Annotated in this window: 24 protein-coding genes; 15 read left to right on the top strand and 9 right to left on the bottom strand. The window is 50.8% G+C overall.

The genetic code is table 11. The annotated features are described in order from the left end of the window. Nucleotides 1–108: 108 nt before the first annotated feature. On the bottom strand, nucleotides 109–1734 hold the full coding sequence (locus tag Q8W22_RS07490; protein ID WP_305451957.1) for an NAD(P)/FAD-dependent oxidoreductase: 1626 nt from the start codon (nucleotides 1732–1734) through the stop codon (nucleotides 109–111). 238 nt (nucleotides 1735–1972) lie between these two features. Here Q8W22_RS07490 and Q8W22_RS07485 point away from each other — a divergent pair, with 238 nt between their 5' ends. Continuing rightward, entirely contained in the window at nucleotides 1973–2260 is a 288-nt protein-coding gene (locus tag Q8W22_RS07485; protein ID WP_303433455.1) for a DUF3817 domain-containing protein, read from the top strand. Nucleotides 2261–2361: 101 nt separating this feature from the next. Here the strand turns inward: Q8W22_RS07485 and Q8W22_RS07480 are convergent, their stop codons facing one another. From Q8W22_RS07480 to Q8W22_RS07465, 4 genes are read right to left on the bottom strand one after another with little or no spacing between them, the layout of a single operon-like run. After that, nucleotides 2362–2724 carry a hypothetical protein gene (locus tag Q8W22_RS07480; protein ID WP_303433453.1) on the bottom strand — a complete coding sequence of 121 codons (363 nt, stop codon included), beginning with the start codon at nucleotides 2722–2724 and terminating at the stop codon, nucleotides 2362–2364. A gap of 60 nt (nucleotides 2725–2784) precedes the next feature. Next, nucleotides 2785–3165, bottom strand: coding sequence for a roadblock/LC7 domain-containing protein (locus Q8W22_RS07475; protein ID WP_303433452.1), 381 nt, complete (start codon nucleotides 3163–3165; stop codon nucleotides 2785–2787). Then, nucleotides 3152–3730 (bottom strand): ATP/GTP-binding protein, encoded by a 579-nt coding sequence (locus Q8W22_RS07470; protein ID WP_305415414.1) that lies wholly within the window; start codon nucleotides 3728–3730, stop codon nucleotides 3152–3154. Before Q8W22_RS07470 ends, Q8W22_RS07475 begins: the two co-directional genes overlap by 14 nt. 2 nt (nucleotides 3731–3732) lie before the next feature. Then, nucleotides 3733–4563 (bottom strand): BLUF domain-containing protein, encoded by an 831-nt coding sequence (locus tag Q8W22_RS07465; protein ID WP_305451956.1) that lies wholly within the window; start codon nucleotides 4561–4563, stop codon nucleotides 3733–3735. Nucleotides 4564–5168: 605 nt separating this feature from the next. Here Q8W22_RS07465 and Q8W22_RS07460 point away from each other — a divergent pair. The 3 genes from Q8W22_RS07460 to Q8W22_RS07450 all read left to right on the top strand — a co-directional run bounded on the left by Q8W22_RS07460 (nucleotide 5169) and on the right by Q8W22_RS07450 (nucleotide 6322). Further along, the gene (locus tag Q8W22_RS07460) at nucleotides 5169–5714 is read left to right on the top strand and encodes a Spy/CpxP family protein refolding chaperone (protein WP_305451955.1); all 546 of its coding nucleotides are present in this window, start codon (nucleotides 5169–5171) and stop codon (nucleotides 5712–5714) included. A 231-nt stretch (nucleotides 5715–5945) separates the two neighbouring features. Then, nucleotides 5946–6137 carry a hypothetical protein gene (locus Q8W22_RS07455; protein WP_303433445.1) on the top strand — a complete coding sequence of 64 codons (192 nt, stop codon included), beginning with the start codon at nucleotides 5946–5948 and terminating at the stop codon, nucleotides 6135–6137. A 53-nt stretch (nucleotides 6138–6190) separates the two neighbouring features. After that, nucleotides 6191–6322, top strand: a complete 132-nt coding sequence (locus Q8W22_RS07450; RefSeq protein WP_303433444.1) for a hypothetical protein — start codon at nucleotides 6191–6193, stop codon at nucleotides 6320–6322. Nucleotides 6323–6451: 129 nt separating this feature from the next. Here Q8W22_RS07450 and Q8W22_RS07445 read toward each other — a convergent pair whose 3' ends face one another. Beyond that, nucleotides 6452–7018 (bottom strand): hypothetical protein, encoded by a 567-nt coding sequence (locus tag Q8W22_RS07445; protein WP_305415411.1) that lies wholly within the window; start codon nucleotides 7016–7018, stop codon nucleotides 6452–6454. 223 nt (nucleotides 7019–7241) lie between these two features. Further along, the gene (locus Q8W22_RS07440) at nucleotides 7242–8582 is read right to left on the bottom strand and encodes an RsmB/NOP family class I SAM-dependent RNA methyltransferase (protein WP_303433441.1); all 1341 of its coding nucleotides are present in this window, start codon (nucleotides 8580–8582) and stop codon (nucleotides 7242–7244) included. A gap of 134 nt (nucleotides 8583–8716) precedes the next feature. On the opposite strand from Q8W22_RS07440, the gene Q8W22_RS07435 reads away from it, so the two are divergent. Continuing rightward, the gene (locus Q8W22_RS07435; RefSeq protein ID WP_305451954.1) at nucleotides 8717–9280 is read left to right on the top strand and encodes an alkylphosphonate utilization protein; all 564 of its coding nucleotides are present in this window, start codon (nucleotides 8717–8719) and stop codon (nucleotides 9278–9280) included. A gap of 193 nt (nucleotides 9281–9473) precedes the next feature. Here the strand turns inward: Q8W22_RS07435 and tsaA are convergent, their stop codons facing one another. Then, on the bottom strand, nucleotides 9474–10286 hold the full coding sequence (gene tsaA, locus Q8W22_RS07430; RefSeq protein WP_303433437.1) for a tRNA (N6-threonylcarbamoyladenosine(37)-N6)-methyltransferase TrmO: 813 nt from the start codon (nucleotides 10284–10286) through the stop codon (nucleotides 9474–9476). Between the two features lie 124 nt (nucleotides 10287–10410). Between tsaA and Q8W22_RS07425 the strand changes: the two genes are divergently transcribed. The 9 genes from Q8W22_RS07425 (at nucleotide 10411) to Q8W22_RS07385 (ending at nucleotide 21755) form a co-directional block, all read left to right on the top strand. Next, nucleotides 10411–11463, top strand: coding sequence for a DUF2333 family protein (locus Q8W22_RS07425; RefSeq protein ID WP_368501383.1), 1053 nt, complete (start codon nucleotides 10411–10413; stop codon nucleotides 11461–11463). A 315-nt stretch (nucleotides 11464–11778) separates the two neighbouring features. Then, nucleotides 11779–14826, top strand: coding sequence for a TonB-dependent receptor (locus Q8W22_RS07420; protein ID WP_303433435.1), 3048 nt, complete (start codon nucleotides 11779–11781; stop codon nucleotides 14824–14826). A gap of 98 nt (nucleotides 14827–14924) precedes the next feature. After that, entirely contained in the window at nucleotides 14925–16502 is a 1578-nt protein-coding gene (locus Q8W22_RS07415; protein ID WP_305451953.1) for a hypothetical protein, read from the top strand. A gap of 228 nt (nucleotides 16503–16730) precedes the next feature. Then, on the top strand, nucleotides 16731–17495 hold the full coding sequence (locus Q8W22_RS07410; RefSeq protein ID WP_303433432.1) for a DUF3450 domain-containing protein: 765 nt from the start codon (nucleotides 16731–16733) through the stop codon (nucleotides 17493–17495). Then, nucleotides 17495–18865, top strand: a complete 1371-nt coding sequence (locus Q8W22_RS07405) for a MotA/TolQ/ExbB proton channel family protein (RefSeq protein ID WP_303433430.1) — start codon at nucleotides 17495–17497, stop codon at nucleotides 18863–18865. The genes Q8W22_RS07410 and Q8W22_RS07405 overlap by 1 nt, the downstream gene beginning before the upstream one ends. A 4-nt stretch (nucleotides 18866–18869) precedes the next feature. Beyond that, nucleotides 18870–19391, top strand: coding sequence for a MotA/TolQ/ExbB proton channel family protein (locus tag Q8W22_RS07400; RefSeq protein WP_303433428.1), 522 nt, complete (start codon nucleotides 18870–18872; stop codon nucleotides 19389–19391). Nucleotides 19392–19408: 17 nt separating this feature from the next. Continuing rightward, complete coding sequence (locus tag Q8W22_RS07395; protein WP_303433427.1) at nucleotides 19409–19819, top strand: biopolymer transporter ExbD; 411 nt, start codon at nucleotides 19409–19411, stop codon at nucleotides 19817–19819. Between the two features lie 2 nt (nucleotides 19820–19821). Continuing rightward, nucleotides 19822–20448, top strand: coding sequence for an energy transducer TonB (locus Q8W22_RS07390; RefSeq protein ID WP_303433425.1), 627 nt, complete (start codon nucleotides 19822–19824; stop codon nucleotides 20446–20448). 11 nt (nucleotides 20449–20459) lie between these two features. After that, on the top strand, nucleotides 20460–21755 hold the full coding sequence (locus Q8W22_RS07385; RefSeq protein ID WP_303433424.1) for a tetratricopeptide repeat protein: 1296 nt from the start codon (nucleotides 20460–20462) through the stop codon (nucleotides 21753–21755). A 93-nt stretch (nucleotides 21756–21848) separates the two neighbouring features. Here Q8W22_RS07385 and Q8W22_RS07380 read toward each other — a convergent pair whose 3' ends face one another. Beyond that, nucleotides 21849–22505 (bottom strand): hypothetical protein, encoded by a 657-nt coding sequence (locus Q8W22_RS07380; RefSeq protein WP_305451952.1) that lies wholly within the window; start codon nucleotides 22503–22505, stop codon nucleotides 21849–21851. Between the two features lie 100 nt (nucleotides 22506–22605). Between Q8W22_RS07380 and Q8W22_RS07375 the strand changes: the two genes are divergently transcribed. Beyond that, nucleotides 22606–23727, top strand: a complete 1122-nt coding sequence (locus Q8W22_RS07375; RefSeq protein ID WP_305451951.1) for an enoyl-CoA hydratase/isomerase family protein — start codon at nucleotides 22606–22608, stop codon at nucleotides 23725–23727. Nucleotides 23728–23737 lie beyond the last annotated feature (10 nt).

Genomic DNA, 23737 nt, shown 5'->3' with positions numbered 1-23737 from the left:
GGGAGTATAGGAAGGAGGCATATCATAGCAGGGAAAATGACCAACAGCAGGGGGCCGGAACAGATAAAATATCCTGTTTCTGGCCTCTGATATGATTGCTAACGCATGTTAGTTTTTAGTGGGTACTGCTTGCGCCTGATTGATGCTGAGGGCCATGGCTTCAGCAACTTTAATACCGTCGATAGCGGCTGACATAATACCACCGGCATAGCCTGCCCCTTCTCCAGTTGGGAACAATCCCTGAGTATTGATGCTTTGTAATGTCTCGTTATCGCGCTTGATGCTGATGGGAGCGGACGTTCGGGTTTCTACTCCGGTAAGCAGGGCGCCATCGAATGAAAACCCTTTGATTTTCTTGTTGAATTCCGGAATGGCTTCGCGGATTGCATCGATGCAGAAGTCCGGTAACGCTTCGGATAAATCCGTCAGCTTGATGCCTGGTTTGAAAGAGGGTTGTACGGTACCGAGTCGGGCCGGTTTTTCGCCGCGCAAAAACGCGCCAACGGTTTGTGCGGGAGCATCGTAGTTACTGCCGCCCATGACATAGGCATGGCTTTCCAGTTGTCGCTGGAACTCGATTCCCGCCAGTGGGCCGCCAGGATAATCAGAAGGATCGATGCCGACGACGACGGCACTGTTGGCATTACGCTCGTTACGGGAATACTGGCTCATGCCATTGGTAACGACACGGTTTTCTTCCGATGTGGCGGCGACAACGGTGCCACCAGGGCACATACAAAAGCTGTAGACTGAGCGGCCGTTCTTGCAATGGTGTACCAGTTTGTAATCGGCAGCGCCAAGAATCGGGTTACCTGCGTTCGGACCAAAGCGGGCCTTGTCGATGACGGATTGTTCGTGCTCGATGCGAAATCCTACAGAGAAGGGTTTGGCTTCGATATACACCCCCCGATTCAGCAGCATTTCAAAGGTATCACGGGCGCTATGGCCAACGGCAAGGGCAATATGGCGGGCATTGATCCGCTCACCACTGGCCAATGTAACGCCCGTTACCTGGCCGTCGTCAATGTGCAGGTCATCCACCCGGGCGCTGAAACGTATTTCGCCGCCGAGCTCAAGGATGCTGGCGCGCATTTGCTCAACCATGGAGACCAGCCGGAAAGTGCCGATATGAGGCTTGCTGACGTAGAGGATTTCTTCTGGTGCTCCGGCAGCAACAAATTCTTGCAGTACCTTGCGGCTGTACTGTTTGGGGTCTTTGACCTGGCTATAAAGTTTGCCATCTGAAAATGTCCCGGCACCTCCTTCACCAAACTGGACGTTGGATTCGGTATTCAACTCCCGCTTGCGCCAAAAACCGAACGTATCCTTGGTACGTTCGCGGACTTCTTTGCCACGTTCCAGAATCAGTGGCTTGTAACCCATTTGTGCCAACACCAGGCCGGCGAGTAACCCGGCAGGGCCAAAGCCGATAATGACAGGCCGTTCATCCAGAGACGCCGGTGCCTGGGCAACCGGGTGATAGTCCAGATCAGGTGTCGCTTTGACCTGTTGGTGATCGGCGAAGGTTGCCAGTAGCCCGGTTTCGTTTTGTACGTCTACATCCAGTGTATAGATCAGGCGGATTCTGGTTTTTTTGCGGGCATCGTAGCCACGACGAAAGATCTGAAACCCAAGTAACTGCTCTGCCGGTATATTCAACAGCGATAATATGGCGTCTTCCAAAGCCGCATCATCGTGATCTAGGGGAAGCTGGATATTGGACAGTCGTATCATGGGGAATGGGTGTACTCAAAGAATAGGTTGGCATTAAAGGTCGAAATTCTACGTCAAAATGGTGTAAAAATCTGCGCTTCGGCGACCAGAAATGCCCTTGGCCTATTCGCTGAAAAGCGGAGCGATCCCATGGATTCACAAGGCTGCGAGAACGACGTTGGCGGATCGTATCCATTCAGAGGTTGAAATTTTCCGGCGAACCAAAGAGCATGGGCGCATTACATTATAAGGTGTTGTTATGTTGTCTTTTTTTCGTACGGTCAGCTTGCTGGAAGGATTGTCGTATCTGGTAATCTTGAGTGTCACTCTGGGGCTGATTTCACGTGATTATGTCTCTCTGTTAGGGATGACACACGGCGTGTTGTTTATGCTGTACATGGTCTGCTCGCTGCTGGTAGTCAATAAGCAACAGTGGTCAGTTGGTGTTTGGGTGCTGGTGTTGCTGGCTTCTTTGATCCCCTTTGCTTTTATTCCGGTTGAACTCTTTTTACGTAAACAAGCGGTGCGCCCGGTAGCTGCTTCCTAGCCTGCAGCAACAGGGGGTGATTCGGATATGATCTGGCGCAGCGGTCTCGTTCAAGGGCTGCGCCAGAGACGGATTACCGTATGACTACGGTACCGGTATGGTCAGATACGTTGCAGTTGCTTTTCCAGGTCATGCACCTTGCGGCGAGCAAGTGCCAGGTTGGAGGTACTTTTGTTCAGTACCAGGTAGAGGAACAGCCCTTCGTTGCTGATGCTGGGGCAAATAATATGTAACTGGCTCTCCAGCGTGATCAGAATATCTTCAATTCTTCCTTGGACCCCCAGGCTGGCCATCACTTTTAACTTGGCTTTGACTACTTCACTGTTGCCTGCGGCAGCCAATTCCAGGTCGACGCCACTGCCGGCACTGCCCAATAGCATGCCTGATGTGTAATCGACTACGGCAGCTCCCATTGCACCGTCAATATTTGCCATGCCGTTGACGGTATCACTGATCGTTAACATATGGATCTCCTTATCGTATTTTATGATGTGTGGTGCTCTAAAATATTTTATATGGGATTGTTACTCTCTGATTTCAATTCGTTTTATAATTGCTCTCAATTGGCCAATGTTCATGCTGTCTGTTGCAGAAGCTGTCAATATATAATCATTTTCCTGGATCGTTAAGGATGTAAATATGATATTTCCATTGTCAGACTCAATGAATGCTGTCTGAAACGGCTTGGATAAAATTTGGCGTGCAACTGCATTACTGACGGAGTAAAGGGTGCTGGAGGCTGCAGCCATGGTATCGGCTTCAAATGATATGCCATTTTTGAGAATGTTGATAACAGGAAAGCCATCGAGTGTAGACAGACAGAGGCATTCTATCTCACTGTGTCTTGCCAAGTGTTCTGAGAATATTGCTTTTATTTTTTGATGTAAATTGTCAGAAATCATCATTGGGGTTGGCCTCTGTTGTTATACATTCTTCATCTATTTGAAGCGACAAGAATATTTCCAATAATAACAATGAAGACTCCTTGTCTCGAGGGTCTACCGGGATGATAGGGGCAACCAATTGATGTTTGGATAAAACATGTTCAATATAATCGATTAATACTTCCATATCATCAGTTGGAGCCTGTTCACAGTGACTGATACCGATAATCAGTGGCGTTTTGGTCTGGCCTGGCTGGAAAAAGGTGAGAATCTGGTCGAGTTCCTCCAGGTTAAGGCCGTCACCGTATTTTACCAGGATAAATAATCCCCATAGGCCATTGCGAACCATATTCCACAGCATGCTGAAGCGCTTTTGTCCTGGTAGTCCATATAAACCAAGAGCGGTCTGTTCATCGAGTGACAGGCGGCCGTAGTCGATGCCAACGGTTGTAAACTCTTTACCAATATCGACGCTGGAGCGGGCTTCAGTAGCGAAGGGTGAAATTTCACTGATGGTTTGGATGATCTGGGTCTTTCCAGCGCCTACTTCGCCAACAATTGCCAGTTTTTTATAAATTCGATCCATCTTTACATCGCCTTGCGGGAACTGGTTAGAAAGCGCTTCATCAGTGAACCAAAACGATCCAGTGGGGCGGGCTGGCTAACAGATTTTTCAGCTACCTTGAGGTGTTGTTCTGCTGGTGCTTCATTGACGATCAGGACCCCCAGCTTGATGAGTGCCGACAGTAATGCTTTCAGCTCGGGTTCCGATGCCCAGATACCCTTGTTGTATAAGGTCTGATAGGAAATCTTATGATGACTTAATAAACTGCAGGTTTTCATGATGGGGGGCGTGAGTTGTAACTGGGTCGGTTTTGGCCAGGCTGAAAGACTCAATAATTTATGTTCAAAATCAATACTGGTGGGTGATTGTGGCGACTTAGTACAGGCAAGAGGAGCCGCTTCAGATATACTGGGATGCGAATGTTCTGGAGGTTCGGATGGTTCGGCTGAGGGAAAAAAAGTATCAAAAATAAGCTGATCTTCTGGTGAGCCAAGAGTGATAGAAGGAATGACTTTTTTCCTGAGATTGAAAAGATAGTCAGCATGGGCTTCAGATTGCTTGTCAAAAAACTTCAATCGCCAATGAGTAAATATTACCTTGTTGATATTCTGATTGAACAAAATGGAAATATATTTAATACGATGGTCACGCCGGATTCGATACAGGTTGGTGGCTAAACTGTCAGGGTTGCCTTCAAGAATCAGCAGGAAATTATCATCAAAAGCAATAAATATACCATTTGACTCATGTGACAATCTGTACGATCTTAGTTCGTTGAATATATCGAGAATATAGGCTGAGTGATTGTCAAAAGCCCCGGTCTGAAGGGTTCCTATGCATCCAATTCGCTTCATAATATTTGACCACCTTTCCTTTGTAGGCTATTTGAACGATCACTTATGGGCCATTGACTATGGCATGACTGCTATAAACACGTGGTGCTATGCGATATCTAAGGCTGATTGATCATGGTCACTGCTCCTGAATGAACTTACTCTCCCTTAAGTCATTACATTATAAATGGTTATTACTCCTTTAAAGATAGTTGGGTAGCTGGATGCAGACTTTAAAAATCGTTGCGCGGTGCTTCGGTCTGCTGTGATTTTTTGATGCTAGCAGCCATTGCATCAGGCATCAACCGGTTTTGGGGTTGGTTGGCAGGTACTCATTGAGATACTTATTAATAGTCAGGAAGGTTCCGATACTTCGGATAAATTTCCCTTATATCTACTTCTACGGAGTAGTAATGGCTGGACTGCTCTGCTTGGAGATAGTTCCCAATTAAAAAGCCAAAGTGTCAGGGAATTGCCATGTACTGTGTAGCGGTGCAAAGCTGTGCAATACCTGTCTTGGTGCCATTTGTAACAGCTGATTATTTCCTATACTCGGTACAACGCTGATGATTTGAATCATTCAGCCATGAGCTCCAACAGGAGCAAGGAATCGACAGGAGATAATCATGACACATATTTTAACGAACTCTCGTAAAGCAGTTGCTGGTGGCATGCTGGCTATTTTGCTGGGCACCACATCGATCATGGCGATAGCGGCTGATGACCGACCAGATAAAGCCAAGGGCATGAAGGATGGCCAGGCTTGCGTTGACGAAAGAAGTGGTGGTTTTGGAATGCATCGTCGCGATCAAGACGATATGGGTATGGGCCAGGGCATGGAACGCATGGACGGACGGTACAAATTGGCGTTTCGTGGCCTCGACTTGACGGATAAGCAACGTGACGATATTCGGGATATCCGCGATAGCATGCAGAAAGATCGTTGGGCTGTGACTGGTAAAATGATGGATGCGCACAACAAGATTCGTGATTTGCGCGAGGCCGATAAGTTTGATGCAAAAGCCATCAACAAAGCCTACGAAGAGCTGGCTGAGCTGCAACAGGAAATGTTCATGATTGGTGTTCAGGCCAAAACCAGTATGGTGTCTTTGTTGACTACTGAACAGCGTCAGCAATTGAAGGAAGAGCGTCATCATGGTGCTCGCGGCTAATGGCTTAGTCTCTGGGCTTTTCTGATTTGGCTCCACGCCTGCGCGTGGAGCTTGTTTGCTTCGTACCACATCTGCAATACATCCTTCTGTATCACCCCTCTATCAATCCAGATCGGCAGTTTGGGCTTTTCAAGCCACTGTGATGGTTGTGTATGTCAGTACCAATAAAAGCATATCTAAAAGATATATTTTGTATATACTGTTGCTATCTTTGGACGTGAGGGGATTTCCATGGCTGTAGATGAAACGGATAACAAGCCTGCCAGGCGTAAGGCAAGTAAGAAAGATGCCCAACTGCTTATTCGTATCAGCAGCGCAGAGCGGGATGAATTCATCAGTCTTTGCGAAGAGCTGGATACCAGTGCAGCCCGAGAGATCCGCCGGTTTATTCGTACGTTTGTACGAGAAAACACCCACGATTGAAGATAATTCACGCGTAACAATATCAGTCAGTAGTACTGACAGGAGCGATAAGTATGAGCAAGAAAACCAACGTATCCAAAAAAGTCGTTAGCCTGAAGAAAGCGATCAAGGCACGCAAAGCCAAAGTTGCCAAGCATGAAGGCAAACTGAAGCAACTGAAAAAGCAGCTGAAAAAAGCCGCTTGATATCCGTGATCGTCATGGCCGTTTAGCCTGCCATGAACGTGACCGCGACACTGCCAGTCTGGCGGTGACAGAACCCCGCCTTGTGCGGGGTTCTGCGTTTTGGGGGAAAGCAATCCATTAGCGCCCTCGCTAGCGAATCTCAAGATAAGGCAGCCAGCGTGATTTGGGGTCTGTTTCATCACGTTCTGCTGCGCTGATGGGCGGAATATCGAGGTTGTCCGGGGGAGAAGCCAGCAGGTTCAAATCCACGGCTTGTGCTGTTCCCTTGATGATTCCGTCTTCAATCCGCAAGTCGTAATAAATACCGTTCCAGAAGTTGGCACCAAACTCCGCTGGCTGTTTATACATAAACAGCAGGTCGTGGGAGAGCCAGACAAGGTTGTCCGGGGTCAGGGTATGGGGCTGGGTGTAGGGGTACGACAGATGGCACATCAGTTCTGGCCCTTCGAGGCATTTCATCTCTTTCATGGAGAGGAAAAAGTCCTTGAACTTGTCATGGTGCCGCTGCAGCTGATAGCTGATCTGTGTGCCGCTGGTATCAAACGTCACCCGACCAATATCGATGGCATTGCCTTTTTTATCGATCAGGAAAATGGTTTTTTCACCATCCAGAGCGTTTGCGTAAGCTCCGGGGATATAAACCGTCGTGATGATGAGGAAACTCATCAAAATAAATGCTCTGGCTTGTTGCAACATACAACCTCCTGCAGGGGCGTCGCTTGCGTTGTTATTATTGTGCGATATATGAACAGTCTGGGCAGTGTATCGGGCAGTCAGGGGATTACCATGCTGCTTGGGTACTGGATTGGATGTCGATCAGGTATTAATGGTGGTGAGGCGCGGCAGCAGGAGGGTTTGAGTTGCTGCGAGGATGTGTTGATTGACAGTGACGGGCCAGTGGCCCGTCCTGTCAGGGATATCAGGCTTTGCTGAAAACCGCGCAAAACATGGTATCGCTATCGATGTCAGGAGCACCCAGCAGTGTCTGTTTGACTAACACAAAGTCCGGATTGGCTTCGAGAAAACGATGACAGACGCTTTCGTTTTCTTCCACTTGCCAGCTGCAAGTGGCGTAGATCAAGCGGCCGCTGGCACGCAGTGCTTTGGCGGCACGGTCGAGCAGGTTGAACTGTAATAGATGCAGTTCTTTGGTATTGTCTGGCGTCAGGCGCCAGCGCGCGTCCGGATTGCGGCGCCAGGTACCGGCATTGGTACAGGGAGCGTCAACCAGAATACGGTCAAAGCCTTGTTGGCGGGCAATCTCGATGGGCAGGCGCAGTGGTGCTTCGCCATCCCAGACAAAGTTGCGGATATTGGCGATGGCGGCGCGTTTGGCGCGTTTTTTTAATTCATCGAGCTTGTACTGGTGCAAATCCGTGGCAATCACCGCGCCTTTTTTACCCAGCGCAGAAGCCAGTGTCAGGGTTTTGCCACCGGCTCCGGCACAGGCATCCCAGATTTTCTGTCCTGGCTGGACATCAACCAGCTCACAGATCAACTGGCTGGCAGCATCCTGGATTTCAACTCTGCCGGCTTTGAAGGCATCACTGCGGGTGACGTCATTGCCGCCTTCGGCAGCGTGAACGGTATGGGTCTGGCCATCCAGGCTGACAGGGTACTGACGGACGATGACGCCATCACGTTTCAGTGCCCGTTCGAGTGATTCATCATCGGCACTGGTTTTACTGGCGACCTGACGCAACCACAGTGGTGGTCGGCGGGTTTGTTGTTCAATCCAGTGCTGCAGGGTGTCGTCGCTCCAGCCGGATTTTTCGGCCCGACGTTTGAGCGCCGGTTCCCAGCCTGGACGCAGACCATGCCATAACAGAAACAGGGCGTTGTCTGCAGACTGCGCCACCCGTTGGCTGAATTCGGCAAAATGCTCGCGGCGGGCTTTTTGCTGGGCGATTTCCGGCAGACGCCAGTCGGCTTCATTGCGTAACTGCAGCCAGTACCAGAAATGTTGCGGGTCGGCCTCGGTGGTGTCATTCGGCGACCAGGATTGATCCCATCCGACCCAGTCGTCGAACCCCGGGTCCTGGAAGCTATGTTCCAGCGCGTCGGCCAGTTGGCGATAACGCATGGCGTCCATCATGGCGTTGTCGATCGCCATGCGGTAACCACCGTGATAACGCTTCTGGTATTTGGCGCGTTGCTTCAGCCAGCGGTCAAGCGGCGGGTGAGGGATGGTATCCAGCCAGTCCTGCCAAACGGTCAGCAGGTCGGAGTAGGTAATCAGAAAAGTATCCTGGTGGGTCATTCGGCGTTCACAGCTGTAAAAAATCAGTGCCCAGTTTACCCGAATATACGGTGATCGTTGTGCTGTTTTGTGTGTTCGCTGGTAATCCCGTTTTCATAAGGCATAATGCCCGCTTTTTCTGAAGGGGTAATCCGATGAGCATTGAGCATACTTTGCTGGAACGTAGCAACCACAGCTGTGAATTATGCGGTGCGACAAATGATCTGTCGCCGTGGGCAGTGCCGCCGCAAGAGCTGGCGTCGTCGGATAACCATATTCTGTTGTGTCCTCACTGTCTGGCGCAGATTGAAGGGGCCGAACTGGATCAGAATCACTGGCGTTGCCTGAACGACAGCATGTGGAGTCAGGTGCCGGTGGTTCAGGTGATGGCTTACCGCATGCTGAAGCGCTTGAGCACTGAGACCTGGGCCCAGGATCTGATGGACATGCTGTATCTGGAAGACGATACCCGCAAGTGGGCCGAAGCTGGAGCAGCCGCTGAGGATGAGGAGCCAACCCTGGATGTGAATGGTGTGGCCCTGGCGGCCGGCGACAACGTGACACTGATCAAGGATCTGGATGTCAAAGGTACCAGTATGACGGCGAAACGCGGCACCGCGGTACGAGGGATTTCGTTAAGCGATAATCCCAAGCACATTGAAGGTCGTGTAAATGGCCAGCGGATTGTGATTATTGCGGCTTACTGCAAAAAATCCTGATACGCCCAATGTTTGCGCCCTGTGGGCCAAAAGCAAATCACCGACGGGGCTGGGCCTCGTCGGTGTGTTATGTTCGTTCCTTTATCCTTTATAGTCTCTTCCTTTATAGTCTCTTATAGTCTCTTATAGTCTCTTATAGTCTCTGCGTATTATCTCTTCTGTTTGCTGCTGGGCAGCCCCGTCACTGATTGAATCATTTTCCTGCCGGCGTATTCAGCTCAATCACAGGCTGAATTCGGTTAATACAAATACAGCCACTTGTCGGGTAATACCAGCCCACTTCTATATCCCATAGCCGAGTGCCGTATTGACGCTCAGGCGCTGGTTGCTGATACGCCGGTTTGGGGTCTTGGCTGAGGCATTGTTCAATCAGATCGACCAGGGGGTTGCCGCTGTGTTGCTGCAGTTGTTGGGCCGTTGCCAGGGCATCGGTGTCCCAGTGCACCTGAATGGGTTCAGGGGCATCGGCGGCAATATGATTCCAGGCCTGATCGATATGATCGGCATAGGGGACATAGGGTTTGATGTCGATAATGGGAGTCTGATCCAGCAAGTCGACTCCGCTGACGGTCAGGGTTGTGGCGTTGATCTGCTCGATTTTGACCAGGGATTGACCAATGGCATTGGGGCGATGGCTGCTGCGGGTCGCAAATACGCCGAGTTTGCTGTTGCCGCCCAGACGCGGTGGACGAACCCGCATTCGAGGTGTACTGCCCGGTGCTGCCATGGCCTGGTGGAACAGGAAGATCAGCCAGACATGACTGACCTGCTCAAGGCCATCGAATGCCAGCGGATCATCAAATGGTGGCAGCAGGGTGATTTCTCCCCGGGCAGCCGGTGCCAGCATGGGCTGCCTCGGGATGGCAAATTTTTCACGGAATGGCGTATGGGCAATGGCAACGGGTGATAAAGAATACATGGTGCTGTGATGTCTCGGCTGCAGCGGCCCCTTGCGGAGCAAAATATCAGTATATCGGGTGGCTTGTTGCGTTGCAGTGATTGTCATGGTTGTTATCCTTGCAGGCCCATGACAATGAGCATGTGAAGTCGCGGGGGAACATGGTTAAATTGGCCATAGCGCTCTCCGCTTTCAGAGAGCTGATGTTGGACTGAATACAGGATACGGTTGAATGAGTGAGCAAGCAGAACCAGGCGTTTCGTCTCTGACAGCACGTCTGCAAAATTGGTGGTCGGATGGTGGTGCCTGGCGTACCGGTATATTGGTATTGTTGGCGGTCTGTTTGTTGTTGTCTGTGGTGCTGGGGTTTATCTGGAGTAATGAACCCGATGCCTTTGCCGTCAGGGAATCCGCCAATACCCGTGCCGAAGCCATGGGCGTGACACCGGTGATCGGCTTCACCACTACCAGTACCCTGATCACCATTACCGACACCCTGTTGCACAAGTCGGGTGGGTATTTGAGTAACGACATTTTTCCTCCGGGTCTCTGGCTCGATAATATTCCCAACTGGGAATTTGGTGTGTTGGTGCAGGTACGGGATTTTTCCCGGGCGCTCCGCAAGGATTTCAGCCGCTCCCAGAGCCAGTCGACCGAAGACAAGGATCTGGCCATCGCGGAACCACAACTGAATTTCGACAGTGACAGCTGGGCAGTACCGTCTACCGAGTCAGAATACGGCCGTGGTCTGAAAGCGCTGGAAGCTTACTTGCAGCGTTTGTCTGACCCGAACGAACAAACGGCCCAGTTTTATGCCCGCTCTGACAATCTCCGGCAATGGCTGATGGACGTTGAGACCCGTCTCGGCAGTTTGTCGCAGCGCCTCAGTGCATCGGTTGGCAAACGTCGCCTGAATACTGATTTGGCCGGTGATACGGCGGCCCGCCAGGCAACCCCGAACGACTACGATCAGGAAGTAAAAACCCCGTGGCATAAGATTGACGACGTCTTTTATGAAACCCGTGGAACGGCTTGGGCCTTGTCTCATTTATTACGGGCGATCGAAGTGGATTTTAACGACGTACTGGAAAAGAAAAATGCGCTGGTGAGCCTGCGTCAAATCATTCGTGAGCTGGAAGGTACGCAAGAACCCATCTGGTCTCCAGTGATTCTGAATGGCAGCGGTTTTGGTTTGTTTGCCAACCACTCACTGGTGATGGCATCTTATATCTCTCGGGCCAATGCGGCGATTGCCGACTTGCGGGAGCTGCTGTCCCAGGGCTGATGGTTCTGTGAGCTGACAAGCAGTCAGACCTGTCCGGGTCTGGCTGTTTTGCTTTATGTTTGCTTATCGTTTTATCCTCTCCGTTTACCCCCCGGCTTCCGCCTGCCAATGTGCCTGTCACACAAGTGTCATATTCAAGCAACCTTTTTGAAATATTACAGAAACATACTGCAGCCTGAAAATAGGGTGCGGGTGCTTGTTTGCTTGCCGTTTATCACCGAAACAATGTTGCAACCTTAATCGGTTGTTGGCGTTCGTTGTCGGCAGATCAGACCTCCCCCGAACTTAATATCTTAAAATCCTTCAGGGGGCTCAATGAAACCGACTCGAGTGTTGCTTACCGCAGCGTCAACGCTATTCATTTCTCAAGTGATGGCTGGTGAAGCCGTGTTTTATATCACCGAAGACGGTGCATCCATCCGTGATGTAGCAGTCAGTGTTGATGGACAAAAGCAATTGATCGGTAAAACCGGTTTTGTCAGTTTTGATATCAACAGCGGTACTCACAGTGTCGAACTGTCCAAGTATGGCGAATGGCTCGGTGAGTTTGAGTTCAGTACCGAGAGTGTTGATCAAAATGCCGAAATCCAGATAGATGTTCTGGGTGGTGAAGCGCTGGAAGACGTCTTTGTTTACACGCCAGGACAAGAAGAAGTACCGGCGTTAGGGCAGATTTCAGGTTATCTGGAATCAGAAGAAACCGGTGGTGCTGTGGCGGGTGCCAGCATCTCGTTGTCCGGAACAGATATGGCGGTAGTGACTGATGAAGATGGTTACTTCAGCTTTGAATTACCACGGGGCAGCTACGATGTATCGATTGCTCACCCGAACTATGGCCAGCGTGACGTCAGTGACGTACGAGTGATGGCCAATGTGAACACCGGCGTTAACCTGACGCTGGGTATGTCGGGCAACGGCGTGATCGAAGAAGTCGTGGCTGTTGGTTCCTACATTCCTTCAACCGCGACTGCGCAACAGCGTGATTCATCAGCGGTGCTGGATGCTATTGGTTCGGAGCAATTCTCCCGTTTTGGTGATTCCGATGCGGCATCGGCTTTGAAGCGTGTAACCGGGGTTTCTGTCGCGGATGGCAAGTATGCGGTTGTTCGTGGTCTGAATGAACGTTACACCTCTGTACTGTTTAACGGTGCCATGGTGCCCAGCCCGGACCCTACGCGTCGTGTTGTGCCTTTGGATTTGTTTCCATCCGGTGTTATTTCTTCCGTCAATGTTGAAAAAACATTGATTGCCAATCGCCCGAGTGATGCGGCCGGAGCAACTATTGATGTCCTGACAGGAGATACGCCGGAGGAGTTTGAAGGCAAGTTGTCTGTCTCTATGGGCTACCATGATGGTACGACTGGCGAGTCAGTGAATGCACAGAAAACCTCTGGTATGGAAGTATTGGGCTTTGGCAGTTCAGATCGTGACCTGTCTGGCTCCGCCAAAAGCTCCAGCGGTGATATCACTGGTTCCGATGGCGCCCAGTTGCTGGACGTTTCCCAGTGGGAAACCGAAGACACAACCATGTCCCCTGATGTCAGCATTGAGGGAAGTGTGGGGGATCTGATTGGTGATTACGATCTGGGTAGTCTGTCCTATAAGGTAACCGGTCGTTATTCCAATGAATGGGATTACACCGAAGAAGATCGCGCCAACTATTCTGCCATTGATGCCAACTCCTACAGAGAAGCGGATGAGTACATTCGTTACCGTGCGGTGAATCTGATTGACCTGAGTTTTGGCGGGACCTTGGCTCTTGAGTCGGACAACTACACGCTGAATTCCAATACCTTGCTGCTGCGTCAGACCCAAGCCGACAATGTGGAAGAAAAAGGTGCTCGTGGCGAATACCGTCAATTTACCATTCAACGTGAATATACCTGGCAGGAACGTGAGTTCTTTACCCAGCAGTTCACGGGTCAGCATTATTTTGATGACTTTTACAGTGCGCAGCTGGATTGGGGGCTGACATACGCCAAGGCTTCCCTGTATGTGCCGGACAGCCGCTCATACACCTTGATTGATGAAAACTCTTCCATTGCTATTGATTCGACTTTTAATCCTCTGGCCGAAGACTACAGCGACAGCGCGGAAATCGATTTCTCCTCCAAGCCAACACGGGAGTGGACGGATCTCAACGATGACTCCGTCAACTTTACTCTGGATGGTCAGATCGCAGCTCTGGATGACGATGAATATCAGCTCAAGATTCTGGCCGGTGTCAGCATCATGAGCCGTGAGCGTGACGTTGAGTCCTATTCATTCCAATACGATGCCGACAACCTGACTGCTGAACTCAGCAGTGCGACTGATATCGTTGACGTGATCAATCAGCAGAACTTTGAAGACGGTTATCTGAGTGTTCGTAATAATTCGGATGACAATGCCTCTTATACCGGCAGCTGGGATTATTCGGCCTTTTATCTGATGCCGCGTCTGGAGTACTACGACAACTTTACTATCGAAGCGGGTGCTCGTCTTGAGAACAGCAAGATGGAAGTGGAGACATCTGGCAGCAGCCCGACAACGGCAGAAATTGAAACCAACGATGTTTATCCGAGCCTGAACGCTACCTATTTTGTGACCGAAGATTCACAAGTACGTTTTGCTTACAGTACATCGGTCAACCGTCCTGACTTCCGTGAGGTTGCTCCGGCGCAGTTTACGGATTCGGTATCCGGTGATCGCTATGTGGGTAACGAGAGTCTGACAGAATCCAGTATTACCAGCTTGGATTTGCGTTATGAATATTATTTCTCTGATGCTGAAAGTGTAAACGTTGCGATATTCCGTAAGGATTTCGAAGATGCTATTGAACGGACTTCCAGCATTATCTCTGGTAGTACCAACGAAGTATTGTACTCCTTTGATAATAACGGAGATGCCTATGCTCAAGGTGTCGAGCTGTCTGCTTCAAAAGATATCGAAATGCAGGATCTGAACCTCCGGCTGTCTGGTAACGTGGCCTATTTTGATACGGAAATTGAAACCTTTACCGACTCAGGAAACCTGGACGAAAGGCGCCGTATGCAAGGCCAGCCGGACCTTTTGGGTAACCTCCAGATCGCTTTGGATGAATATGAGTCCGGCCGTGAATATACCTTGGTCATGAACTATACCGGTAAAACTCTGAGTGCCGTTAATCCGGATGATTTGCTGGATAACGAATATCGTGAAGCTCGTATGGTTCTGGATATGAACTTCAAACAACCGATTATCATGGATGAACTGGATCTGAAAGTGGCACTTAAAAACCTGACAGATTCCGAGGTAAAGGAAACCCAGGGTGAAGGTGGAAGCCTGACCAAACGTTATAAACCTGGACGTGAGATAAAAGTCTCTCTCTCTTATCAGTTTTAAATAAAATTTAAGAAATCGTAACAAAACAGTCATCTGCTGCCCCTAGAGTGGGCAGCATCCGAACCCTGTTGGAATATTTGGAATAAAAGGAACAAATGATGAGCAAAGATCTCCTGAAAATGTTGTCCATCGCTGTTGCCGCAGCTTCTTTGGCCGCTTGTGGTAGCAGTGACAGCGACAATGACAACGATAACGACAATGATGATACTGGTTCTGATGAAATCAGCTACAACACCAGCGCCAACCCATCATTTTCTTTTGACCAGACTACCTACGTCGGTGCGGTAGATCCTTCTGCATCTGAAGAGTGGTACGGTTTCGCCATGGCTGGTTCTTACCCGGTTGCTGCTACAAACATCGATACTTCTTCAAGCGCTGCAGGCACTTTCTCTGCTGATGTTACCTTTGCTCCAAGCATGGATGGCATCACCGCCGCTTCTTCATGTCCTGCTCTGGACGGTAACTCAGCGCTGACGATCGAACAGGATGGAACTGTTGTCGTTGATGGTCAGACTTTCCCTGTTTGTACCATAGAAGGTACTTTCACTGCCGATGCTGAACTGACCAACACAGTCGTCTGGTCGATGGTTGATCGTGTGAACGTAGGTAACGGTAATGGTCTGCAAACTGTTGATACTACATTTGCAGATACTGACCTGACTATCCAGGCCGGTACTGTGTTCATGAACCAAGCCGGTTCTTCCATGGTTGTTACTCGTGGTTCAACGATCAACGCTGTGGGTACCGCTGCTCAGCCAATCGTTATGTCTGGTATTGAAACAACGACTGATTTCGGTGGCGACACTGAATGGGGTGGTCTGGTTCTGCAGGGTTACGCTTACAACAACAAATGTGGCAACCCAGAAACTGAAAGCGTGTGTAACGTTTCCGGTGAAGGTGCCGCTGGGTACTTCGGTGGTTTCGACAACTCTGACAGCTCTGGTGCTCTGGAATATGTGATCGTTACTGAAGCAGGTCTGGAAATCGCTAACGGTGATGAACTGAACGGTATCGGTTTCATGGCTGTCGGTTACAACACAACTGTGAGCCATGTACAGGTTCATGGTAATAAGGATGACGGTGTTGAATTCTTCGGTGGTGCTGTAGATGCCACTTACCTGGTGTTGACAGGCAACCAGGATGATGATATCGACTGGGATGAAGGTTACGTTGGTAATATCCAGCACGCTCTGGTCGTCAAATACCAGAACCAGGACAGCAATGGTAACCATGTTTTCGAACTGGATACTGCTGGTGATGCTGATGAGTCTCTGTATCAGGAATCGAACCCTACTGTGGCTAACGTTACTGCGATTGTAGACCTGAGCACTGCCACTTACGGTGCTGGTAATATCGGTAGCGGTATCCATCTGAAAGCCGGTTCTGAAGGTCGTTTCTTCAACAGCTTGCTGGTAGGTGATGTTGCTAACTGTGTATACCTGAACGATAGCACGGTTGAAACTACTGTAGCCGGTGAAAACAGTGGTGTGATTGATTCTGCATTCCAGAACATCCACTGTGGTACGGTCAACACGCTGGAAAACAATGGCACCTTCACTCTGGATAGCCTGGTTACCCTGTCTTCAGTAACACTGAACGACATGCTGGCTGAAACAGCTATCGGCGCTGTATCGGCTACGATCGCTTCTGCTGAAGTAGATGGCACTGCAGACTGATTTGACTGTCTGAAACAGACAAATCCAAACGGCGCCTTCGGGCGCCGTTTTTATTGGTGTTGCTCACGTTATTGTCATCTATCACCGTCATAATTAGCATCAACACAAGATAGAGCGCGGCGCGCAAGCAATGTAACAGAAGTGTCATGTTGCTTGAGTAGTCTGCGCACTCAAATTGGGGAGTCTGTTTTTATAACAGGCATCACGGAGTCTATACGGGTAATACATATGCCAATGCAACTGCGAACTCGAAATATTCTGGCCGCAGCCATACTCAGCGCCGGTGTTGTGTTTGGCGCTACGGCCGCTGATGTCAACACGGCGATCGACAAGGGTGTCAACCGCGTCAGTAACGCGCAGGCGTCTCAGCAAAAAATCGATTCCATCGATAGCAGCATTCGTGCGGCAGAGCGTGAATATCGTGGTGTCGTCAAGGAATCCGATGGTCTGAAAGTATACATCGAGCAACTCGACAAGCAGCTTGCCGCTCAGGAAGAAGAGCTGGCTGGTATTGAAGAAAGCATTGAACAGGTCACACTGGTTGAGCGTCAGGTAACACCTTTGATGCTACGTATGATTGATTCGATTGATCAGTTTGTACAAGCCGATGTACCGTTTCTGCTTGAAGAACGCACTGGGCGTGTCAACGCGCTGAAAGCCTTGATGGGACGTTCCGACGTCACCGTGGCAGAAAAATACCGCAAGGTGATGGAAGCCTACCAGGCTGAAATCGATTATGGCCGTACCATCGAATCGTTCCGGGGCACCCTGGAAGGCCGTGAAGTGGACTTCTTGCGGGTTGGTCGTATTTCCCTGATGTATCAGTCTCTGGATGGCAACGTTCTGGGCGTCTGGAACAGCGCCGCAAAAGCCTGGGAAACACTGGACCCATCGATGAAAAGCAAGCTGATGGCAGGTATCCGTATTGCACGTGAGCAAGCGGCTCCCAGCCTGATCAAAGTACCTGTTGCAGCAGCTCAGGAGGCCAAATAATGAAATTCAAGGCACTATTACTGTCAGCTACGCTGGCTTTGGGTATCAACACCGCAGTGGCTGCTGAAGCCGTTTCTGTTGATTCCCTGTTGAATCTGGTGAAGCAGGGACAGGCCCGGGACAATCAGGAATTTCAACAACGCCTCAAGCGTTTTAATTCCGACAAGGCTACCCAGGAAAAAATGCTGGCCGATGCCCGTAAAGAACGTAACAACCTGCTGAAAGACAGCGAAACCAAGGAAAACAAATTTCAGACCAACGAAACCACGGTGGCAGAAGCACAAGAGCGTCTGACCAACCGCATGGGTTCGTTGAAAGAATTGTTTGGTGTACTGCAGCAAGTGGCGGGTGATACCAAGTCGATTTTTGAAGGATCGGTTATCAGCTCTGAGCTGCCAGGCCGTGATGCTTTCCTGAAAGACCTGATCATTACTGCCGGTTCATCTTCCAAGCTGCCATCCATCGAACAGCTGGAACAGCTGTGGTTCGAGATGCAGCGTGAAATGACTTACAGCGGTCGTGTTGCCAAATACAACGCAGATGTTGTTATCCCCAGTGGTGAAACGGTACAGAAAGACGTTATCCGTGTGGGTGGGTTCAACGTTGTGTCCGGTGGCAAATACCTGAACTGGGATCTGGAAGCCGGTCGTCTGGTCGAATTGGACAAGCAACCTGGTGGACGTTACACCGACCCGGCTACCGAACTGGCTGCTGCTTCAGGTACCGACCTGACCAGCTTCTGGATTGACCCGTCACGTGGCCAATTGCTGAAAATCATGGGCCAATCACCAGAACTGGGCGATCGTGTCGACCAGGGTGGTGTTGTGGGTTACATCATTATTGCACTGGGTGGCATTGGTATCCTGCTGGCGATTTGGCGGATGCTGGTGTTGATGCTTGAAAGCGGTCGTATCCGCAAGCAAATGGCTACTGAAACCCCGAGTGATAATAACGCTCTGGGTCGCGTGATGGCGGTTTTCCAGGCCAATAAAGATGCCGATATCGAAACACTGGAATTGCACCTGGGTGAGGCCATTTCGGCTGAAATACCGAAGCTGACCCGTGCTATTGGCTGGATCAAGATTATCTCTGTAGTAGCACCGCTGCTGGGTCTGCTGGGTACGGTGACCGGTATGATCGATGTGTTTGAAACCATGTCGCTGTTTGGTACCGGTGATCCGAAACTGATGGCTGGTGGTATTTCCCAGGCACTGGTTACGACGGTTCTGGGTCTGGTGGCTGCAATTCCTTGTGTGTTCTTGCACACACTCACCAACAACCGCAGTCGCGAGTTGATGATGATTCTGGAAGAGCGGGCGACAGGGATCCTGGCGCGCCAGTCCGAACAACAACACGCTAAAGCGGCGTAATCTCATGTTGGGTGAACTGTACGAACCCGTTTACCTGTTCATGGAGCGTGGAGGCGATGTCCTCTACGCCATCTGTGGGCTGGTTTTTATTCTGTGGTTGTTGGTTCTTGAGCGTGTTGGCTACTTCCTGTTTGTTTATCGGACGTCGCTGACGTCGGCGATAAGCGAATGGGAAGGGCGCAACGAACGTCGCTCCTGGGCAGCGCACCAGATCCGCCAGGATCTGATCAGTCAGCTGTCTTTTGAACTTTCTGCCAATATGAGCACTATCAAAATGTTGATCGGCCTTGCACCGCTGTTCGGGTTGTTGGGTACTGTCAGTGGCATGATCGAGGTATTTGACGTGATGGCGTATCTGGGCAATGGCAGTCCCAAGGCCATGGCATCCGGTATCTCCAAAGCGACGATTCCGACCATGGCAGGTATGGTAGGTGCTATTACCGGTGTGTTTGCTCAGTCCTTGCTGGATCGCTATATCAAGCGTGAAAAGATCCGCATTGAAGACAAGCTGACCTTCGATCACTAATTCAAGAGAAGATTGCTATGAGACGCGGTTTTTCAAATTTGACCCCACAGGCTGAAGAGGGCGAGATCGACATTACTCCCATGCTGGACGTAGTGTTTATCATGCTGATCTTTTTCATCGTGACGGCTTCTTTCGTGAAAGAATCCGGTATCGAAGTCAATCGTCCGGATGCCAGTACATCCAACGCCAAACCACGGGCGAATATCCTGATTGCCATCAATGACCTTGGCGAAATCTGGATTAACAAGCGCCGGGTTGATGAAAGCCAGGTACGGGCCAACATCGAACGGATGCACGCTGAAAACCCACAGGGTACGGTGGTGATTCAGGCAGACGAAGAAGCCAAGACCAAGCAGTTGGTCGCAGTGATGGATGCTGCTCGGGCCGCCGGGGTATATGACGTATCTCTGGCAACAGAGGAGCGCTAGGTATGTTCCTGACCCTGCTACGCTTTGGTGCAGCCCTGGCCGTTGCAGCGGTTGCGACCTTTGCCGTTTTCTGGATGATGCAGAGCCTGATCAGTACTGGCGGCTCTGTACTTAACGAGAATGATTTTGGCCGCATCGAAAGCTTTGTCATGAGCAAGCCGGATGATGAGGTGCAAACCAAGGAACGCAAACCGCGCAAGCCACCGGCTGCAGCAAAAGAGCCGCCCAAGCCGGATATGCCCAAGCCCCAGATTGCCAAGGCATCAACCGATGGGTTTGATGTTGGCGGATTTGATATGGGTGCCGAGCTGAGCGTTGATGCCGGGTTGTCTGGTGGTTCCGGCGATGGTGATTTCTTGCCAATCGTCAAAGTGGCCCCTAACTATCCACGTCGTGCGGCACAGAAAGGTATCGAGGGCTATGTGGTGGTTGAATTTACGGTAACCAGTCTGGGTACCGTGATTGACCCTGTCGTGATTGAAGCCGCGCCACCGAATATCTTTGATCGTGAGGCGATGGCGGCAGTGAAGAAATTCAAATACAAGCCCAAGGTGGAAGATGGAAAAGCGGTTGCCGTCACCGGTGTTCGTAACATTATTCGCTTTGAACTTGAGAAAAACGGCAGATAACCGGAGGTAGCATGAAAAAGCCAATTGCCTTGTTGAGTGCCGGCCTGATGGTATGCTCGCTGTCTTTTATCAGTGTGGGTGCCGTCAGTGTTCAGGCGGCAGAGCAGTCCAGCGCTGAATCCAGCAAAAAACGTGTGCGTCGCTCAGCGACCATGCGTCCGGTTATTTACAAGAAACTGGACGGCGCACGTGAGCTGGCTGATGCCAAGAAATATCAGGATGCGTTGAAAGAACTGCAGTCGCTGGAGAAACGCAGACGTAACTCCTATGAGACCGCCATGACGCATAACATGTATGCGTATGTGTATTTCAATCAGGAAAAATACAAGTCAGCGGCTGCCGCTTATGAACAGGTTTTATCCGTTGGCAACATTCCGGAAAGTCTGGAACAAACCACGCTGTACAGCCTGTCGAAGTTGTACTTGATTCAGGAGGACTACAAAAAAGCACTGGTTCCTCTGAACAAGTGGTTCGGGATCGTCGAGTCTGCGAATGCAGAGTCCTTTGTCCTGCGGGCGCAGATTTATTTCCAGATTGAGCAATACAGCAAGGCGTTGCCGGATGTGAAGAAGGCCATCGCCATGACCAAGGAAACGGGCAAGATGCCCCGTGAAAACTGGTTGATGCTGGAGCGGGCTGTGTATTACCAGAACAAGGACTTCAAAAACCTGGCCCGGTGTCTGCAAGACCTCGCGACCTTGTATCCGAAATCTCAATACTGGGTGCAACTTGCGGCCGTTTACAGTGAGCTGAACCAACCGAAGAAAGAGCTGGCAACACTGGAAACCGCTTTTGAGCAGGGCATGCTGACCAAGGAAAGTGAGCTGGTGAATTATGCACAAGCGCTGCTGGGTCAGGATATTCCTTACAAGGCCGCCAGTATTCTGACTTCAGGGATGGAAAAAGGCGTGATCAAGGAAAGCGCTCGCAGCTTGTCGTTACTGGGTGATGCCTGGATGCTGGCGAAAGAATACGATCAGGCCATTGGTGTGATGACCAAGGCAGCGGATCTGTCGCACAAGGGCAGTGATTATTTCAAACTGGCGCAGATTCATACTGAGCGTCAGGAATGGAATCTTGCCCTCAGCAACGTCAAGTTGGCTATCGCACAAGGCGACTTGACGCAGCCACATTCGGCGCTGATTCTGCAGGGATTGATCCTGTTTAATCTCGATGAGTTAACGGCGGCCAAAGGCACGTTTGTTAAAGCCCGGGGTTATGACGCGGCAACCAAGACTGCCGACCAGTGGATCAAATATATCGAAGACGAAGAACAGCGTCGGGCATATATGGCCGCTTCATCCTGATAGCAACAGCAATAGACACAAAAAAACCGCTCTTGTAGCGGTTTTTTTGTGTCTGTTTATCGGCATCGTCTTATCGGCATCGTCCGCCTCCAGTTATGACTCCAGAATAGAGACCAGCTCTCTGGCTTTGTTTAACGCCGGGCTGATGCTTTCTGCCTCCAGGATACTGTCGGGGCGATAGATCAACAAAAACCCGTCGCTCAGTTCAATATTGATCGAGTCATGCTGCTCCAGCCACTGACAGAGATCGCCGTTCAGTTTGATACGGATGGCATGAGGCTTGATCGCTGAGATTTTCCACTGTTGTAATGTGGGCGGCAATTCGGCGCTGGACAGCGGGATGCAGCGGTCTGGCATCGGGTCAACAAACTGGTCGCGGGAGTAGGCGCCGGGGTTGTAAGGGCTGGCCCGGAATCTCCCCACATGTTGGTGTTTGCATTCGATCAGCAGCAGCGTTTGCTGGGAGATACCATGAGCCGTAATCATCGGATAATCGAAAATCTTGTAGGCTCGTTGCTGCCAGTCTCCGCGCAGCTGGTGGCGGCCATGGCGAATCTGGCTCTGGTGGAACAGCTCAAAGCCTGCTGCCCTGAGCTCCCGATCCAGCGCCGCATATCCCTGATACTCTGCTTCCAGATGTGGTGCCAGTTGACGGCGTGATTTCCCTGCGGCGTTTTGGGTCAGATACAAGAGCGCCCCCAAAGTGCCTGCCAGCAAGAACACAATCAGCACAGATAAGACAATGGTCATAACAGATTCGTTTTGGCTCGTATTTCCGTGGAGTGTACCATCTCACCGGTCTACCCGAGCTGGAATGATCCGGCCGGTCTCCAGTCCAAAGGAATCGAGTGTGAGTACATCCTCCGACGTTACATTCAAAACACTGTCTGCCCGGGGTGGCTTCAAGATAGGCTTGGTGAGTCTGACTCGCGCCAAGTCGATGAATGCCTTGACCCGGGAGATGATTCAGGCCATTGGTCGTCGCCTGGCCCGCTGGCAACAGAGCAAGCGTATTGTTGCTGTGGTGATTCAGGGAGAAGGGCGCTGTTTCTGCAGTGGTGGCGATATTCGTCAGTTGTACGACGGTATTGCCGATGGCGATGAAACAGGGCTCAAACAAGCGGATCAGTTTTTTGAGCTGGAATACAAAACCAATATCCAGCTGCACCGTTTTACCAAACCACTGATCGCCTGGGGCCATGGTTATGTGATGGGCGGCGGGCTGGGATTATTCCTGACGGCCAATCATCGTATTGGCACTACCTCAATGCAGCTGGCCTGGCCGGAAGTGCGTATCGGCTTGTTTCCGGATGTACTGGGAAGCTGGTATTTATCCCGTATTGAACCGGCGTTGGGGTATTGGATGGGGCTGACCGGGATGCCGATCAATTCGACCGATGCGCTGTCACAACGCCTGATTGACTACCAGATGGCCGATGGTGACCTGGAACCCTTGATCGGGCAACTACGTCGCCTGGACTGGACGGAACGCACACCGGATAACCAGCTGTTGGTGCGGCATTTGTTGGGTAACTGGTCAACGCCAGAGGCAGCAGACAAGCCTGAGAGTGACTGGTTACGTACCGGAGCGACGATCACCGAGATGATGGCACCGGTTATCCAGCAAGGACTTGTGGCACTGCCTGCCGCTGATGCGGATCAGGATGCCTGGGTTCAGCGTGGGTTGAACCAGCATCATGCAGGTTGTCCAGCCACGGCCCGATTGCTGGTTGCCCAGTTGGCGCTCGGCAGGCACATGAGTCTGGTTGAAGCAGCCCGGCTGGAGCTGGTTATGGCCTGGCAGGCATGTCGTCACCCGGATTTGGTGGCAGGTATCCGGGCGTTACTGATTGACCGGGGAGCGCTGCCGCAGTGGCAGCATGCGACCCCTGCCAGTGTGCCGGATCAGTGGGTCAAAGCCTTGATGACATCGCCCTGGAAGCGTGATGAGCACCCGTTCGCTAATTTGTAGCGTGCAACGG

It is taken from the genome of Oceanobacter sp. 1_MG-2023 (assembly GCF_030689025.1).
Taxonomy (GTDB): domain Bacteria; phylum Pseudomonadota; class Gammaproteobacteria; order Pseudomonadales; family Oceanobacteraceae; genus Oceanobacter.
The sequence above is the reverse complement of the archived record's forward strand: the minus strand, read 5'-3'. Positions and strand labels throughout refer to the sequence as shown.

Coding starts and splice junctions, on each gene's coding strand:
- Q8W22_RS07490 (WP_305451957.1), bottom strand. CDS start 1,734: ATGATACGACTGTCCAATATCCAGCTTCCCCTAGATCACGATGATGCG.
- Q8W22_RS07440 (WP_303433441.1), bottom strand. CDS start 8,582: ATGACCCACCAGGATACTTTTCTGATTACCTACTCCGACCTGCTGACC.
- Q8W22_RS07405 (WP_303433430.1), top strand. CDS start 17,495: ATGAAATTCAAGGCACTATTACTGTCAGCTACGCTGGCTTTGGGTATC.
- Q8W22_RS07450 (WP_303433444.1), top strand. CDS start 6,191: ATGAGCAAGAAAACCAACGTATCCAAAAAAGTCGTTAGCCTGAAGAAA.
- Q8W22_RS07485 (WP_303433455.1), top strand. CDS start 1,973: ATGTTGTCTTTTTTTCGTACGGTCAGCTTGCTGGAAGGATTGTCGTAT.
- Q8W22_RS07395 (WP_303433427.1), top strand. CDS start 19,409: ATGAGACGCGGTTTTTCAAATTTGACCCCACAGGCTGAAGAGGGCGAG.
- Q8W22_RS07400 (WP_303433428.1), top strand. CDS start 18,870: ATGTTGGGTGAACTGTACGAACCCGTTTACCTGTTCATGGAGCGTGGA.
- Q8W22_RS07470 (WP_305415414.1), bottom strand. CDS start 3,730: ATGGATCGAATTTATAAAAAACTGGCAATTGTTGGCGAAGTAGGCGCT.
- Q8W22_RS07380 (WP_305451952.1), bottom strand. CDS start 22,505: ATGACCATTGTCTTATCTGTGCTGATTGTGTTCTTGCTGGCAGGCACT.
- Q8W22_RS07455 (WP_303433445.1), top strand. CDS start 5,946: ATGGCTGTAGATGAAACGGATAACAAGCCTGCCAGGCGTAAGGCAAGT.
- Q8W22_RS07445 (WP_305415411.1), bottom strand. CDS start 7,018: ATGTTGCAACAAGCCAGAGCATTTATTTTGATGAGTTTCCTCATCATC.
- tsaA (WP_303433437.1), bottom strand. CDS start 10,286: ATGACAATCACTGCAACGCAACAAGCCACCCGATATACTGATATTTTG.
- Q8W22_RS07410 (WP_303433432.1), top strand. CDS start 16,731: ATGCCAATGCAACTGCGAACTCGAAATATTCTGGCCGCAGCCATACTC.
- Q8W22_RS07465 (WP_305451956.1), bottom strand. CDS start 4,563: ATGAAGCGAATTGGATGCATAGGAACCCTTCAGACCGGGGCTTTTGAC.
- Q8W22_RS07385 (WP_303433424.1), top strand. CDS start 20,460: ATGAAAAAGCCAATTGCCTTGTTGAGTGCCGGCCTGATGGTATGCTCG.
- Q8W22_RS07420 (WP_303433435.1), top strand. CDS start 11,779: ATGAAACCGACTCGAGTGTTGCTTACCGCAGCGTCAACGCTATTCATT.
- Q8W22_RS07460 (WP_305451955.1), top strand. CDS start 5,169: ATGACACATATTTTAACGAACTCTCGTAAAGCAGTTGCTGGTGGCATG.
- Q8W22_RS07425 (WP_368501383.1), top strand. CDS start 10,411: ATGAGTGAGCAAGCAGAACCAGGCGTTTCGTCTCTGACAGCACGTCTG.
- Q8W22_RS07390 (WP_303433425.1), top strand. CDS start 19,822: ATGTTCCTGACCCTGCTACGCTTTGGTGCAGCCCTGGCCGTTGCAGCG.
- Q8W22_RS07435 (WP_305451954.1), top strand. CDS start 8,717: ATGAGCATTGAGCATACTTTGCTGGAACGTAGCAACCACAGCTGTGAA.
- Q8W22_RS07475 (WP_303433452.1), bottom strand. CDS start 3,165: ATGATGATTTCTGACAATTTACATCAAAAAATAAAAGCAATATTCTCA.
- Q8W22_RS07480 (WP_303433453.1), bottom strand. CDS start 2,724: ATGTTAACGATCAGTGATACCGTCAACGGCATGGCAAATATTGACGGT.
- Q8W22_RS07415 (WP_305451953.1), top strand. CDS start 14,925: ATGAGCAAAGATCTCCTGAAAATGTTGTCCATCGCTGTTGCCGCAGCT.